This window comes from Mucilaginibacter sp. cycad4 (assembly GCF_034263275.1).
In the GTDB taxonomy this organism is placed as follows: domain Bacteria; phylum Bacteroidota; class Bacteroidia; order Sphingobacteriales; family Sphingobacteriaceae; genus Mucilaginibacter.
The window spans coordinates 3,429,668-3,446,179 of sequence record NZ_CP139559.1 but is presented as its reverse complement, the minus strand read 5'-3'; the positions used below and the strand labels follow the sequence as shown (position 1 = coordinate 3,446,179).

Sequence of the window (16,512 nt, the reverse complement as noted above, 5' to 3'; positions counted from 1 at the left end):
TAGTCATGGCTTATAAAACACCCGGAGTTTACGTGCAGGAGATTGCACTGTTTCCGCCATCAGTTGCCCAGGTTGAAACCGCTATACCTGCCTTTATTGGTTTTACAGCGTTTGCATTAACCCCCGAAGGTAAATCGCTGGTAAATGTACCAACCCGTATAAAATCATTGCTGGAGTTTGAAAGCTTATTTGGCGGCGGTTATGTACCGGCCACCATTAAGGTTACTGTTAACCCGGCGACAAACCAGATCCTGAACGTAGCACCCGATAAACGGTTTCACCTGTATGTATCGCTCAGGCAGTATTTTGATAATGGCGGCGGGCCATGCTATATCGTTTCGGTGGGAGATTTCTCATCTGCGGTAACAGCGCCGCCTATATCAGGAGGTATCGATACCCTATCAGCCGAGGATGAGCCTACACTGATCCTGTTTCCCGACGCGGTTGAGCTGGTAGCCGGCGGCAAGCCCGATCTTGTTGCCTTTAGCGGTTTGCAAACCAAAGCATTGGGCTTGTGCGCCTCCATGCAGGACAGGTTTTCGATACTTGATGTGCTGCAGGGCGATAAACGTCAGGATGTTACCAATAAGCCAATTGATAATTTCCGCAGCTCAATCGGTATCAATAACCTCAATTATGGCGCGGCTTACTATCCCTGGATTATAACCACTTATGATGTTAACGTTGATTTCAGGCAGATGGAGTTTTGGAATAATGCTTCTCCGTCAGTCAAGATCACCAACTACGACGGCTTTTCAAAAAGTGCAGCCGAAAAAGCGCTGGTAACCAACCTGCAAAATGCTATCAAGGATACTGATAAAGTAATTGGATCTGTATTTAGCACTGCGGCCGATGCAACTGCATTGAGGGTAAGCGGTATTGATGCAGTTAAAGCAAAGTTGACCGCACTGGCAAATAATATTGCCAAAAACATAACGCCCGATGTACAGCTAACCAGTTACCTCGATTTGCTGGCGGCCATTGTTACCGCGGGTAAAAAGGCTAAAGATGCTCCCGCCGTTGGTGCGTTATATGGCAAAGATATCGATGCATTGAGTAAAGATGCAAAGCTTGCCGCTGCCATCACCAACCTTATTGCCTACGAAAAAAATGCCAAGGTTGCTGCTAATACAACTGCCGGTCGTAATCCAACACCTGTTTATTCGGTATTAGATAACACGCCCTGGGTAGCTAACTCCAACTATGCAGCTATAGCTGCCAATGCAGACAACTTTACCAAGGATGCAGCCGGTGCACTTTCTGTTGTACAGGCACTGCAGGATACCGTTGCTACTATTTTAACGGGTTTTGGCGCATTAATAAATGGCGCCCTGTTTTATGAAAACCTCGCCGAGCAGGCACTATTTTCCGGAAACGTATTTTTCGGCGCTGCAAACTCGGCAATAACGACTAAAAGGAGCACCATCCCGCCATCGGGAGCAATTGCCGGGGTTTATGCCAACGTTGACGGTACCCGCGGCGTTTGGAAAGCACCCGCCAATGTGAGCCTTAATAATGTGATTGGCCCTGTTGTGAAAATTGACAACAGCGACCAGGACGATATGAACGTTACAGCCACCGGTAAATCGATCAACGCTATCAGGGCTTTTGCGGGCCGGGGTACTTTGGTTTGGGGTGCGCGTACCTTAGCAGGTAATGATAACGAATGGCGCTACATCCCTGTCAGGCGTTTCTTTATCATGGTTGAGGAATCGGTTAAAAAGGCTACTTATCCTTTTGTATTTGAAACAAACGATGCCAACACCTGGACAAAAGTGAGGGTGATGATCCAAAACTTTTTAACGCTGCAATGGCGTGCCGGTGCCTTACAGGGCGCTAAGCCCGAAGACGCATTTTTTGTAAATGTGGGCCTTAACGAAACCATGACCGCGCTCGATATTTTGGAGGGCCGCATGATAGTTGAAATAGGTATGGCTGTAGTAAGGCCTGCCGAGTTCATCATCCTCCGCTTTTCACACAAAATGCAGGAGAGTTAAAAAATCAATTGAATTTCATTTAAAACAAATAAAATGGCAAATTATCCTCTACCCAAATTCCATTTCCAGGTTGACTGGGGTGGCACACGCATCGGTTTTACCGAAGTAACCGGTTTACAGATTGAGACCGAAGTGGTTGAATACCGCGAAGGCAGCAGCAAGGAATATAACAAGGTAAAAATGCCCGGCATGCGCAAATATGGTAATATCACCCTAAAACGCGGCACATTTGCTAACGATAACGAGTTTTATGACTGGATGAACACCGTAAAACTAAATCAGATAGACCGCCGTGACCTTACCATTAACCTGCTTAATGAAGAGCATCAGCCGGTAGTTACATGGTCGGTTAAAAATGCCTTCCCGGTTAAAATTCAGTCGGCCGATTTGAAGGCAGATGCCAACGAGGCTGCAATTGAAACGCTTGAGGTTGCACATGAAGGTTTAACCATTAAAAACGGCTAACCATGGCCTTCGACGCTAAATCGGGTTATCCGCCTTTAGGTTTTCACTTTAAGGTGGTGTTTACGGGCATTGGCGATGAAGAAATCGACAGCCGGTTCCAGAACGTATCGGGCCTATCCATGGAGATGGAAACAGAATCCAAAAAGGAGGGCGGTGAAAATCGTTTTGAACACGCGCTGCCGGTAAGGGCCAAGTTTCCGGCACTGGTGCTGAAACGGGGGCTCATTACCGAATCAAAACTGCTGATGAACTGGTGTAATAACGTGTTCAATAATTTCATTATCGAACCTAAAGACCTTACCGTAAGCCTGCTTAACGAAGAACATGACCCGCTTTTAACCTGGAACGTAGTGCAGGCCTGGCCCAAAAAATGGAGCCTGAGCGATCTGAACGCTGAGCAAAACAGCATTGCTATTGAAAGCTTTGAGCTGCAATATCAGTATTACACCCTTCAAACCTGATGTTATGCCAATTGAGATCAGAGAACTGAACATCCGCGTGAGCGTAAACCAAAGCCCTGCCGAACAGGATTCAAAGTCCGCTGGGGGCGGTGGCAGCAAAGGCGGTGGCGGCGGTGATAAGGACGAGATCATTGCCGAGTGCGTGGAACAGATCCTGGAGATTTTGAAAAATAAAAACGAACGCTGATGGCCGATAACGTAACCAAAATGAAGATCGTGGCCTGGTCCGATCCTCAGAGCAAAAATGAGGAAGGCTCCATGTTTGTGCAGGTCAACCCCGAAAGCTACAGCCAGAAGATCGAGATCAAGTATTCTGACAAACAGGCGCAGGGAACATCGGGCAAGCTGCCCAAGTTTTCCAAGATCGAGCCGCAGAAGATGGATTTCGAGCTGATGTTTGATCGTACCGGGGTGATCAATGGTGCTACCGCCGGTGAGTTAGGGGTTGACGAGGACATCGACAACCTACAAAAACTCATCATTGAGTACCAGGGCGATAAGCACCGGCCAAGGTTTGTAAGTATCTATTGGGGAACGCTTCAGTTCGATGGCGCGTTGGAAACCATGGATATCAGCTACAAACTGTTTGACAGCCAGGGCCGCCCGCTCAGGGCTATTGTAAAAGCTTCGTTCATTGGTTCGGTTGAAGATAAAAAGCGGGTTGCGAAGGAAAATGCCCAGTCGCCCGATTTAACAAAAGTGAGGGTGATAAACGAAGGTGATACACTACCACTGCTCTGCTACCAGATTTACGGCGATTCAAAGTATTACATAGAAGTAGCCCGGGCAAACAGCCTCAACGATTTCAGGTACCTCGAAACAGGCGCAAAGATCAAATTTCCACCATTAAACCAATAACAGATCATGGCAGACAGCCGCACCATAGAAACCACCCGGCCAAGTACCGTTGTCACCCCGATTGTAAAAGTTGAGGGTACCGAGATACCGCGTACCATGCAGGTGGAGGCTATAGTGATTGATAAAGGTGTAAACCGCATAGCCGCCGCCAAGCTGGTGATCATGGATGGCGATACCTCGGCCCAAAAGTTTGATGCCAGCAACGGCGACTTGTTTGTGCCGGGTAAAAACGTCGAGATCCTGTGCGGTTATGAATCTGACAACTACACACTGTTTAAAGGTGTGGTTATCAAGCACAGCATCAAGCTGCGCAACAGCGGTTCGCAATTGGTTATTGAATGCCGCGATAAAGCCATAGCCATGACACTTGCCCGCCACAGCAAATACTTTGGCGAAAACGTGAAAGACAGCGATGCCATAACCACGCTTGCCGGCACCTATAGTGGTTTAACTGCCGATGTTGCCAATATGAACATCACCACCAGCGACCTTGTGCAATATGAAGCCACCGATTGGGATTTCATAACCGGCCGGGCCGAACTGAACGGGATGCTGGTTTATACCGATGATAATACCCTATCCATCAAAAAGCCGGAAATAAGCGGCACCGCGGTTGTGGAATTATCATTTGGCGCTACCATGCTGGAGTTGGATGCCGAGATTGATTCAAGGATCCAGTTCCCCTCTATAACCGGCCGCACCTGGAACCCGGCATCGCAGGAAATTGAAAAGGTTGATGCCAATCCGCCATCGGGCGAGATGAACGGAAATCTGAGTTCAGATGACCTGGCAGGGGTGTTCAATGAAAGTAATTATCATTTAAATCATGGCGGTAAACTTTCGCAGCCCGAACTGCAGGCATGGGCAACATCGCTCAAGCAAAAACAGGTACTTTCAAAAGTGCGGGGCAGGGTAAAGTTTAAAGGCATTCATACGGTTAAGCCGGGTATGATCATTAAGCTCAGTAACCTGAGCGATCGGTTTAACGGTAACGCCTTTGTAAGTCATATCCAACACCACATATCTGCCGGCGACTGGCAACTGGAAGTACAGTTTGGGTTAGACCCGCAATGGTTTACCGAAAAGTTTGAAACCAGTATAAAACCGGCTTCGGCTTTGATCCAGGCAGTACCGGGTTTGCAGATAGGGGTAGTAACCCAATTGGAAAGCGACCCCGATGGCGAATGCCGCATTTTGGTACGCATGCCGGTGATCAGTCCTGACGACCAGGGCATCTGGGCCCGCGTGGCCACTTTAGATGCAGGCAAGGACCGCGGAAGTTTCTTTCTGCCCGAGGTGGGCGACGAAGTAGTGGTAGGTTTCTTAAACAGCGACCCGCGTAAGCCGGTAGTGTTGGGCATGCTTAACAGCAGCAATAAAACCGCCCCTCTAACCGCGGCCGATGCCAACAATCAGAAGGGTTTTGTAACCCGCAGCAAAATGAAGCTCATTTTTGATGACGATAAAAAATCGGTAACCATAGAAACGCCTGCCGGGAAAAAAATAACCATGGATGAAGATGCCGGGGCGATTGAGTTAAAGGATGAGAACAACAACTCTATAAAAATGAACAGCGATGGCATCACCATCGAAACCCAGGGCAAACTGGTGCTTAAGGCCCAGAAGGATTTTAATGCCGAAGGAATGAACCTGGGCCTGAAAGCCAATACCGCCTTCTCGGCCGAAGGATCGGCCAGTGTGGAAGTAAAGTCAAGCGGTACGGCAGCGCTAAAAGGCTCAATTGTACAAATAAATTAATAACAAAAATGGGAGCAGCAGCAAGGATAGGCGATATGCACGTATGCCCTATGTTCAACGGGCCTTCGCCTCATGTAGGCGGACCGGTGATAGGGCCGGGGGTACCAACGGTGCTCATTGGCGGTATGCCGGCCGTATGCGTGGGCGATATGTGTACCTGCGCCGGGCCGCCCGACTCAATCATCATGGGTTCGGCAACGGTGCTGATAGGGGGGAAACCCGCCGCCCGCATGGGCGATAGCACAGCCCACGGCGGATCGATAGTGTTAGGCTGCCCAACAGTAATAATAGGAGGCTGATCAATGGAACCAAAAATACCTTTTATAGGCAGGGGATGGAGTTTCCCGCCAAGCTTTGACAAGGCTGCCGGTAAAGTTGAAATGCTTACCGACGAGGCCGATATTGAAAGCAGCCTCGGCATACTGTTCACTACCCGGCTGGGCGAGCGCGTTATGCAGCCAACTTTCGGGTGTGATTTGCAGAAAATAGTTTTTGAGGCTGTTAACCTCACCCTCAAAACCTACATCAAAGATTTGATTGAAACAGCCGTACTGTACTTTGAACCCAGGATAACGCTCAACAGCACCGAGGTTGACACCAGTATGGATAACGAAGGGATCTTGCTCATAAAGCTCAACTACACGGTACGTACCACCAATTCAAGGTACAATTATGTGTTCCCTTATTATAAAAATGACATAACCAGCATAACTACCAACCAATAAGAACTAACCATGGCCTGTAACGATAAAAATCCGCTTCAACGTGATGGCTCAAGCCAGTCACAGCGCTTCCTGAAAGCGCTTGACCCAGCCTACGCCCCAATTGAGGAATTGGGCATGGAAGATTGGCTAACGTTCGCGGCCGCTTATGCCGATAAAATAAACTACTATTCCCTTAAAGACAGCAACTATCCGCAAGGCGATTGGAAGCCGTTTTTTATACAGGATAAAAAAGCACTGCAGGACTTTCTGAAGCAAGTTGAAGTGAAAATGCAGAACGCAGGCCTTGGTTTCCCCGATTCAAGCATTAAAAGCGATGTAGAGCCACACCTGGCGCTGTTCATGTGTTTCATTATGCTGCTGCAACACTCAGAAGATGCATTGAACCAGTTTACCGGCAGGCACCTTGATTTTTATTTTAAACGGGTATTGCAATTGCGCAACCGCCCCGAAGTACCCGATAAGGTACACGTAATATTTGAATTGGCCCGAAACCTCACTGGTTTTTTACTGCCAAAAGATACGGCGCTTGATGCCGGTAAGGATAAAAGCCCTAAACCTAAACCCGTTGTTTTTAAAACTAACGCCGAACTGGCGGTAAATAGCGCTACGATAACCGCCATGAAAAGCTGGTATCAATCGCCTGCGGATAAAAAGGTAGCCTATGCCGATGTTAGTTTTTCGGCTGATGGTTTGGGTACGCCTTTTAAGGATGATGTACCTAAGTGGAACCCTTTTGGCAGTAAAAGCTGGCCAACTGCGTCAATGGGCTTTGCTTTTGCATCAAAAGTATTGCTCATGAGCGAAGGAGATCGCAGCATAACGCTCACCCTTAATTTCACAGGGCTGGGTACTGTTGACCCGGCGGTAATGGGCCAATTGTTCAAAGTGTTTTTAACATCCGAAAAAGAATGGCTGCAGGCCGATTTTTCCACTACAGATGCCTTTAAGGTTAATCAGCAGCAAATTATTATTACAGTAAATATACCGGCAAAGGCAAAGGCTGTTGTGCCCTATGATCAGGTAATTCATAAAGAAAATTATAAAACCGATTTCCCGGTAATTCGCCTGCTGATGAGCGTTCAGGATAATGCCTATCCCGTTTATGTTGCGCTGAGTAAAGCTAAGCTCAATAATGTGCAGATAGATGTGACTGTGAAAGGTATGAAAAACCTGTCCGTTGAAAATGATAACGGTAAAGTTGACCCATCAAAGCCCTTTTTTGCCTTTGGCGCACTGCCAAAAGTTGGTTCAACCCTATACATCGGCAGCGCCGAGATCTTTCAAAAAGAGTGGACGGAAATTACGCCCGATATTGAATGGAAAGGCGTACCTGCTGATCTGAAAAGTTATTATACGGCTTATCGTACAGATTATCTCAAGTCAACATTAAGCCCCGGTGCATATAACATTAACGCCAGTAATGAGGCTTCAGATACCACGGGGACTTCGAGGGTAATAACTGCCAAAAGTGATTTTAAAGCAAAAGTAGCCTATATCAAAAACGGTGCATGGTTCCCAAGCGACGGCAGTGAGATCAATGTGCTCGATAATACCTTTACACTTAAACCGGATGGCGTTCAGCAAACGGTAAATCCCGCACCTTATTTCATTAATAAATACCTGTATTTTAATGTGTCGGGCTCTTTTAAACAGGGTAGCTGGCCACAGGCCGAAAAGGCGTTGGTGCAACAGTATGTGCAACCAATGCAGATGTTTTTCCCGGTGCTGGGTTTTGTTGGTTTTCAGCAAACTGCTACTACAGTTCAAACACAAACCGAAAATTTTTCGGCAGGAGTTAAGGATAATTATATCCGTATAAGCCTTGAAAAGGATTTTCTGCATAGTATATATCCGCAATTGTTTGCCGCTGCCATGACAGATACAACAAGGGCCGCGCTTATCCCTAAAGAACCCTATACTCCCGAAATTGCATCGCTAAAGCTCGATTACAAGGCATCGGCTAAAAATAAGATTGACGATTTGACCGGCAGTAATGATAACCCTGGTTTACTGGCTGATTATGTGAACCATAACGTTCAGTTTTTTCACGAAACACCATTTGGCCAGGCCGAGCAGCATGCTTTCCTCAAAAAACAATATCATGGCCTTATTGATGGCAATATCACAGCCATACCACAGGCGCCTGATCTTGCTGCTTTTTACATAGGTATTGCAGGCATCGAAACGGGTTCTGTAGCCAGTATTCTTTTCCAGGTGGCCGAGGGTAGTGAAGATGCACTTGCGCCGTCGTTCTCTGATACTATTCAACCTAAATGGTATTATTTATCAGGCAATGAATGGCTTGCTTTGGATAAAAACAATATCATCAGCGACGATACCAATGATTTTTTACGCTCCGGTATCATCAAATTTTTAATCCCCGAAGGTGCCACAACCAACAATACATTCCTTAACCAAAGCCTCACCTGGCTTGGTGTAGAGCTGCCACCTGCAGTAAGTATCGATTCGGTTTGTAAGTTCATCAACGTACATATCCAGGCGGCCGAAGCCGAATTTGCCGATAATGATAATGAACTTTCGCACCTGGAAACCGGGTTGCCCGCAGGTACCATCAGCAAGCTGGTCGACAGGCTGCCGCAGATCAAATCGGTTACCCAGCCATACGCTTCGTTTGGCGGTTTACTGCCGGAGGATGACGGCGCTTTCCGTTTACGGGTAAGTGAGCGGTTGAGGCATAAACACCGGGCTATCACCATCTGGGATTATGAACACCTGGTAATGGCGCAGTTTCCACAGGTGTTCAGGGTTAAATGCCTTAACCATACCAATGATAATATTGAAGTTGCTCCGGGCAGCGTAAGGGTTGTGGCAATACCTGATATCCGTAACCAGATCAGTTTTGATCCATTTAAGCCGCGCGTAAGCAAAAATACCCTGAGCCAGATCACCAAATACCTGTCGGGTTTAAACTCCATGCATGTTGACCTGCTGGCTATTAACCCTGATTACGAGGAAGTGATCCTTGATTTTAAGGTGAAATTTTACTTCGGACTGGATGAAAACCTATACGCAGCTAAGTTGAACACCGATGTGATCAACTATCTATCGCCCTGGGCTTTTAACCGCAATGCAGATATTGATTTTGGCGGCATCCTGTACAAAAGTGTGGTGATCCGCTTTATTGAAGAACTACCCTATGTTGATTATATAGCCGATTTTAAGATGTACTTCACAGCATCGGGGCCCGCAAACCCCGATGTTTTGGAGGCAGGCAATTCAAAGGCCATTCTTGTATCGGCAAAGCAACATTTAATTGATACCAAAACCATACCTACATGCCCATGATTGATCAGTTAACGATACCGAAACAAATTGATACCAGCCTTGGGCCCGAGTACAATACCCTGCGCACCGAAGGCATGCAGCATATCCGCGACCTCGCCAGCGCCATCTGGTCGGATTATAACGTGCATGATCCGGGCATTACCACGCTTGAGATGCTTTGCTATGCGCTTACCGATCTGAACTATCGCATCACCCTGCCCGTTGAAAATATTTTGGCGGTTGATCATGACAATACCACCAGTATGCATGAGCAGTTCTTATCTGCCATAAAAATACTGCCCACATACCCGGTTACGCCCGACGACTACCGCCAGCTGTTTGTGCGGATAGATGGTGTGCGGAACGCCTGGATCAAAAAATCGCCCCACAGCATTATTGCCAACTATAAACAACCTGATGGTAAACCGCTGCTGCGTTATGCCAAACCGGGCGAAAATGCGCTGACCGGTAAAGAGGTTAAATTCGATTTAAAAGGCATCAACGATATCCTGATAGATTTTGAGGATTTTCCTGAATTGAATGGTGATGCCGCCAAGATCAAAGCCAGACAGGACGATATCATCAAGCAAATAAAATCGGTATATCATTATTTCCGCGAATTGTGCGAGGACCTTGACCAGGTAAAAGCAGTTGAAAATCAGGAAATAGTTATATGTGCCGAAATTGAGCTTCAGCCCCAGGCTGATCCGGAAATGATCTGGGCACAGATCATGTTCAATATTGAACAATACCTCACACCTGATATTAAATTTTACCTGCTTAAAGAATTGCTGGATAAAGGCATGCAGCCCGACGAGATCTTTGAAGGCCCGGTGCTTGATTTTGAAAGCCTGCAGGGCATCGATACCCAATTTACAAAACAAGGTTTTATCATCCCTGCTGAGCTTGCAGCCTCACAATTGCGTACCGAAGTGCGTTTGTCTGATCTGTACCGCATTATCATGGAAATTGACGGCGTACGATTGGTAAAAAGGATCTCCTTTGGTTTTTGCGGCTGTACGGCGCCTCAAAGCGAGGTTGCCGATAAAATCTATAAATCAAATGAGTGGCTGCTTTGTGTACAGGACGGTCATAAACCTGTTTTGTGCGAAACCAACTCCTCATTCACATTTTATAAAGATGTGGTGCCTATCGAGCTAAAACAATCCGAAGCCCAGGCCGATCTTAACCGGATCCGTAAGGACTGGCAGGATAGTGTTGAGGCTAAAAAGATAGTCGACCTGCCCGTACCTGAAGGTGATTATCGCGATATAGGCCATTATGAAACGCTGCAAAACCAGTTTCCCGAAAATTACGGCATTTCACCGCTGGGTTTGCCTGATACTGCTACAACCGGGCAACGTTCGCTGGCTTTACAGCTTAAAGGATATCTGTTGTTTTACGATCAGGTGCTGGCCAATTACTTCGCCCAGCTTTCAAATGCCAGGATTTTGCTCACCGCCGATGACAGCATCCGTAAAACCTATTTCAGTAATACGGTAAATGGCATCCGCGATGCGGAAAAACTGTTAGATGGTTATGCACAATGGGAGCAAACGGTTGATGACGTAATTAAAGAAACCGGCCAGGATAACTATCCCGAACGGAAAAATAAATTCCTCGATCATTTGCTGGCCCGCTTTGCCGAGCAGTTTAACGAGTATGTTTTTTTAATGTACCGCATTTATGGCGAGGATTACCAGCGCAATATCATCAGGCATAAGGTTAAGTTTTTGAAAGATTACGACCAGATGAGCATTTGCCGCGGCAGCGGGATGGATTTGTACAACGCCAAAACCCCGGATCAGCAACTGGTAAATGTATCCGGAATGGAAAAGCGGATCTCGATGCTGCTGGGTTTCTCCAACTATAAAATGCAGCAGCTAAGCGTTGAGGATTACCTTTTGTTTAAGGCTGATGCCCTGCATTACAACTGGACAATATCACAGCTTGGCGTAGTTAAATTTAAAGGTAATGCCAACTTCCTGAAAGAGATTGATGCTTATGAAGATCTTGGCCTGGTATCCGTACTGGCTTGCGACAGGGAGAATTACCGCTTAAGTCCGGGCGCAACTGCGGGCAAGTATGTATATAATATAGCCAACTCCGCAGGCACTTTGCTTACCCATAATGATATGGAGTTCAGCGCTGCCGCCATCGAAACCGAGATTGCGTTTATCATCAAATTTATGCAGAACGATTTCAAGATGGAGGGCCTGTACGTGATTGAGAACATCCTGCTGCGCCCGCCATTTGATTATACCGGCGATGACAGCACTCATCACCAGTTTATGCCGGTTTGCCTTGATCCCAATGGCGTATATTGTGAACCGCTTGATCCTTATTCGTTCCGCGTTTGTGTGGTACTGCCTGGCTACAGCGTAAGGTTGCGTAACACAGCTTTCCGCACCTATGCCGAACGGCTTATCCGCACCGAAACGCCTGCCCACATCCTGCCGCGGATCTGCTTCATAGGGCATGATCAGATGGTTGAGTTTGAAAAGCTTTATAAAGAATGGCTTGCTGCCAAACACGGAGCAGTAAGCACCGATACACCTATCGACTCTGTGCTGAACAGCAAATTTATTGATCTGATTGAAAAATTGTACACCGTTTACCAGCAGGGGCAGCTAAGTGATTGCAACGATGATACCCAGGAAACCAACCCGATAATATTGAACAAAACCAGCCTTGGCACATTGCAGGGCGGCACAAATAATAACAGTTAAAACCTAAATGAAAAAGCCATGCCACCAGTAACCAACATAAAGCTCACCGATATAACTTTAGAGTATAACTCCTTTGTTGACAGCCAGGTGCTTACAGCCAAACAGCTGAACGATATTGTAGAGTTTTTTGAAGATCAGCAGCGCCTTACCCGTACCTGTTTAATTGGTGTTGGCCTGGTTTGCGGCCTTAGCTTTAAAGGCGACGCCAACGGCATAACCGTAGGCAAAGGCTGCGGCGTAACTACCGACGGCGATTTGCTTTACATGCCCGAAACAACCTATAAAAACTTCAGGGCTTATGATAATTCGCTCATCAAATACCCGCCGTTTTATCCCATGGGTACCGATGCCGCACAGATGGCTTTATGGGAACTGGTAACACCCGATGATAAAGGCGCTTTCCCGGTTGATAGTTTTGCCCTTACCAATTTTAAATCAAAGGCGGGCAAGGAACTTACCGAAATGTACGGTCTGCTTTACCTGGAGTATTACTCGAAAGACCCGGATGCCTGTACCGCTATTGATTGCGATAACCAGGGCCGCAAGCAGGTAGCCAAGCCCAAAGTGCTGCTTATTGCGCAGGCGGATATGAACCAGATCATTGAGCAAACCGGTTCGGAAATTATTTATGATGATATCTACAAAAAGTATTTCAATGCTTACAACGCGTACTTTGATGCCCCTGTGCTGGCAGCAAAACGGGTATTTTTTAACAAGCAGACAACCGCATCGTCATCGGCGCTTACCACTGCCTTTTCAAAAATTGCGAATGACGGTGCCGGTGGTTTATCAAGTGCTGTTCAAACGCTCTACAACACATTCAAATTCGCGCTCGATCCGCAATCTGTTTACCCTATCACCAGCATCGTTGCCAATATCAATACCACGCTAAGCAAAGCTACAGCGCCCATGCAGGCACAATATCTGTATGATTTTTACAAGGACCTGTTAACAGGCTACAACGAATTGCGGGCCTTGCTTTCGGATATTATTTACCAGTGCTGCCCTAATATTTACGCCTTCCCCAAACATATTATGCTGGGGGCTTTAAATATCACACCAACGGCCAAGCCAACACCTTATCGCCATAAGTTTTATGCTTCGCCAGCTATCAGCGCCAATAAAGATAAGCTGAATGTTGCCATTAACCTGCTCGACAGGCTGAACATCATGAGCAGCGGATTTACACTACCTCCGAGCCCGGCGGTGAAAATAACGCCATCTATAGATAACAGTAAACCTTTGGAAGCAAGGGCTATCCCCTTTTATTATGGTAAGCCGGTTGACCTGGTTCAAAAGTGGAGCTATGGCCGGTGGCTGCAGGGCACAGATAAGCTGATACTTAGCTATAATGCCGGGGCCTACTCACCAGCAAATGATATGGTGGTAAATCCGCTGGCTTATTCAATCGACTCCAATAATTTTTTCAGGATTGAAGGGCATATCGGTAAAAAATATACCGAAGCTATTGCCGCGGTTGATAAGATCAGGCAGGACAGTAACCTGCCATTTGATGTGGTTGCCATCCGTTTGGGCGATGTTACCCTTAGTGATATCGATATAGATGATTATGCCTGCCAGTTTAATGATCTTGAAGCCACGTTAAAAGCCTTCCAGGCCGAGCAAAATTGCCTTTATGGTGATGTAAGCAAGTTTTTTTCAAGCTTTAATACAAAAACAGGTTATGCGGTGGCGAATGATATCCGGTATCAGGCGGCCCAGCAGAAACTGGAATTGGCCAATGAGGAGGAATCGGCCGCTCCTAAAATGCGAATGGCTGCTGCCAAAACAGCGGACACAGGCGAAGTACAGGCAACTGCGCGTGAGCAAATAAGCAGCGGACTTGTGATCAATAAAAGCACCGATAGATATGTGATTGACGGCGGTATCGATGCAGTTGACAATAATATCAATATTGCACAAGACAGTATAGGCTATTATGTAGATCAGATCCGCAGGCAGGGCGGGGCCATCAGTATCTCGGATTATGCAGATGCTGCAGGCAAAACTGTTGATACCTCGGCAACAGGCTCATACGAGCAAGCTATTGCAGTTGATATCCCCGTGCGTATGATAGCCGGTACCCGTAATATAAGCCAGTGGCTGCCCGACAGGCTGGTTGATATTGACGAAGATACCATTGATAATTTTACAGCACGGCTGGATGACCTTTGTAATGAAGTAAAGTCGGCTGCTCAAAAAAGCCGTCAGATTTTTGCTAAAAGCGATTATGTACGCAAAGGCTATGAAGATGATTACGAACTGCAGTTATGGCGCTTATCTGAAAATTGTTGTGCAGGCCAGGCGCTTGCCGTAATATTAAAGGAAATTCAGGACCGCAAAACCAAGCTGCTGCAACAGCTCACCTTTTCGGCTTACGCTGCCAATCATACCGGGTTAGAGCACCTGGCGGGTGTGCCGGCGGGTGGTACTTTTGTAATGGTTTATGCTACTGCGGTAACTGCGCCTAATTCAACCACCCCTCCAACTAAATCTCCGCTCGAAGACAGGTTAAAGGCGCTTGAGAGCGAACAGCAGTTTGTAAAAGGTTTTGCAAGCGATAGCGACGCGATGGCCTATATCGCCAAAAATACCGATTATGATGACATCGCCGATGCTGTAAAATATTATGAAAGCCGGTCGAAACGTAAGTATACCCCGACAAATGAAGCCGAGGTTATCAAGAAAACTCAGGCGTTAGCGCTCGAACTGGGAAAATCAAGGGCCGTAGCCGCAAACCCCGATGTACCTGCCGATATAGTATTTGCCGATTTTTGCCTGCCGTATATGTGCTGTTCCGATTGTCCGCCGGTAGCATTTATTATGCCTAAGCCACAGGTAGGGCTTAGTTTACCTAAGGCCGTAGCATGTTCTGATGAAGGTTTGCTGCAGTTTAAAGTTAGCCCGGCTGATGGCGTTATCAAAGCCTCGGTTGGTTTTGAAACTACAGTTGTAACTAAAGGCGCAATAACCTATTTTGATACCACTAAAGTTAAAGACGGCACATTTGGCCAGCAGATTAAATTTACGGTAAACGATCAGCCAACCGACTGCACCATTACCGTATTTAAACACCCGGCTGTTAAACCTGCGGCCACAATAAGCGATACAACGCAGTTTGCAGTATTTATCGCGCTTTCGGCTACCACTAACCAGGCAACGGGCGATACATTTGCTTACACCTGGACTATGCCCGACGGGCAGGTACATGCTAATCTGGCCAAGCCGGATGATAACATTACCTTCCAGTATGCCGACCTTCGTCAAAAATTCCCTGATGGTAAGCTCACCTTCACGTTATCTGCCAATAACCACGATTGTACCGATACGCAACAGGTTGTACTTACTGTACCAATCCCTGAAGAACCGGTAGACCTGAAGTTAGCCGCCGGCGAAGTATGTTCAGATAGTGGCAATATAAACTTTACAACAGTACAGCCTGCAACCGGTATCATCACCTCAAAAATAGCCGGGGATGCAGTGAAATTGCTGGGCAGCCAGTGGGTTGTTGATCCATCCAAAGGCCCTTATGATGTTAATATTAACGACTTTATGGTGAATGGCAAACCTGTGGCCGGTTGTACCCTTATGATCCACGAACATCCGCAGGCCTCGTTTGACTATAAGGTGGTTATGGATAACGAAAAAGGTGCTGCCACTGTTACTTTAACAAATAAGACCCCGAATCCGGGTAGCTTTAAGTTTACATGGACATTTGATGATGGAACTACCAGTAATGAGGTAAACACAGTAAAAGTGTTTGATATGCGCCAGTTTCCGCGTGGTCGCAATACAGTTATTACACTTACAGCAGTGAATGGTAAGTTTGATAAGTGTCGTGCCGTATTTACACCTGCGCCGCCTGTTGCTTTGCCTCCTATAACCACCACTCCGGTACTTACCCACTTGCCACCGGAAACCACTACACCAGTAGTTGCTAAGGTTCCGCCGGTAGTTACTACCACGCCTCCGGTAGTTACAGTTAAGGATACACCTGCTGTAACACCATCGGTAACACCAACGCCAATTGTAACGCCGAAAGTGGACACGTCTGCGATTAAAACTAATCCTGCGGCAACACCAGCGGCCACACCGAAGGTGGACCCGACAGTAACGCCGAAAGTGGACACATCTACGATTAAAGCGAATCCCGCAGTGACACATAAAGCAGACTCAACCACGATAAAAAAAGATCCGGGCACTACCGATCCGGGTACCGTTAAATAAAGCTGAA

At 46.9% G+C, this 16,512-nt stretch carries 11 protein-coding genes; all 11 read left to right on the top strand.

What is annotated here, in order from left to right:
• Positions 1-5 precede the first annotated feature (5 nt).
• The 11 genes from SNE26_RS13865 to SNE26_RS13815 are packed head-to-tail and all read left to right on the top strand — an operon-like array spanning position 6 to position 16,505.
• On the top strand, positions 6-1,997 hold the full coding sequence (locus SNE26_RS13865; RefSeq protein ID WP_321559935.1) for a phage tail sheath C-terminal domain-containing protein: 1,992 nt from the start codon (positions 6-8) through the stop codon (positions 1,995-1,997).
• Positions 1,998-2,030: 33 nt separating this feature from the next.
• The gene (locus tag SNE26_RS13860; RefSeq protein WP_090524162.1) at positions 2,031-2,462 is read left to right on the top strand and encodes a phage tail protein; all 432 of its coding nucleotides are present in this window, start codon (positions 2,031-2,033) and stop codon (positions 2,460-2,462) included.
• 2 nt (positions 2,463-2,464) lie between these two features.
• Positions 2,465-2,923, top strand: coding sequence for a phage tail protein (locus SNE26_RS13855; protein WP_321559934.1), 459 nt, complete (start codon positions 2,465-2,467; stop codon positions 2,921-2,923).
• Between the two features lie 4 nt (positions 2,924-2,927).
• On the top strand, positions 2,928-3,110 hold the full coding sequence (locus tag SNE26_RS13850) for a DUF5908 family protein (protein WP_321559933.1): 183 nt from the start codon (positions 2,928-2,930) through the stop codon (positions 3,108-3,110).
• Entirely contained in the window at positions 3,110-3,781 is a 672-nt protein-coding gene (locus SNE26_RS13845; protein WP_321559932.1) for a LysM peptidoglycan-binding domain-containing protein, read from the top strand. The genes SNE26_RS13850 and SNE26_RS13845 overlap by 1 nt, the downstream gene beginning before the upstream one ends.
• Positions 3,782-3,787: 6 nt before the next feature.
• A complete protein-coding gene (gene vgrG / locus SNE26_RS13840) occupies positions 3,788-5,539 on the top strand; it encodes a type VI secretion system tip protein VgrG (protein WP_321559931.1) in 1,752 nt (583 codons plus the stop codon).
• An 8-nt stretch (positions 5,540-5,547) separates the two neighbouring features.
• Entirely contained in the window at positions 5,548-5,838 is a 291-nt protein-coding gene (locus SNE26_RS13835; protein ID WP_112652159.1) for a PAAR domain-containing protein, read from the top strand.
• Positions 5,839-5,841: 3 nt separating this feature from the next.
• Complete coding sequence (locus SNE26_RS13830; RefSeq protein ID WP_321559930.1) at positions 5,842-6,264, top strand: GPW/gp25 family protein; 423 nt, start codon at positions 5,842-5,844, stop codon at positions 6,262-6,264.
• Between the two features lie 9 nt (positions 6,265-6,273).
• On the top strand, positions 6,274-9,570 hold the full coding sequence (locus SNE26_RS13825; RefSeq protein WP_321559929.1) for a baseplate J/gp47 family protein: 3,297 nt from the start codon (positions 6,274-6,276) through the stop codon (positions 9,568-9,570).
• On the top strand, positions 9,561-12,278 hold the full coding sequence (locus SNE26_RS13820; protein ID WP_321559928.1) for a hypothetical protein: 2,718 nt from the start codon (positions 9,561-9,563) through the stop codon (positions 12,276-12,278). Before SNE26_RS13825 ends, SNE26_RS13820 begins: the two co-directional genes overlap by 10 nt.
• Positions 12,279-12,296: 18 nt before the next feature.
• Complete coding sequence (locus SNE26_RS13815; protein ID WP_321559927.1) at positions 12,297-16,505, top strand: hypothetical protein; 4,209 nt, start codon at positions 12,297-12,299, stop codon at positions 16,503-16,505.
• The last annotated feature ends 7 nt before the right edge of the window (positions 16,506-16,512 follow it).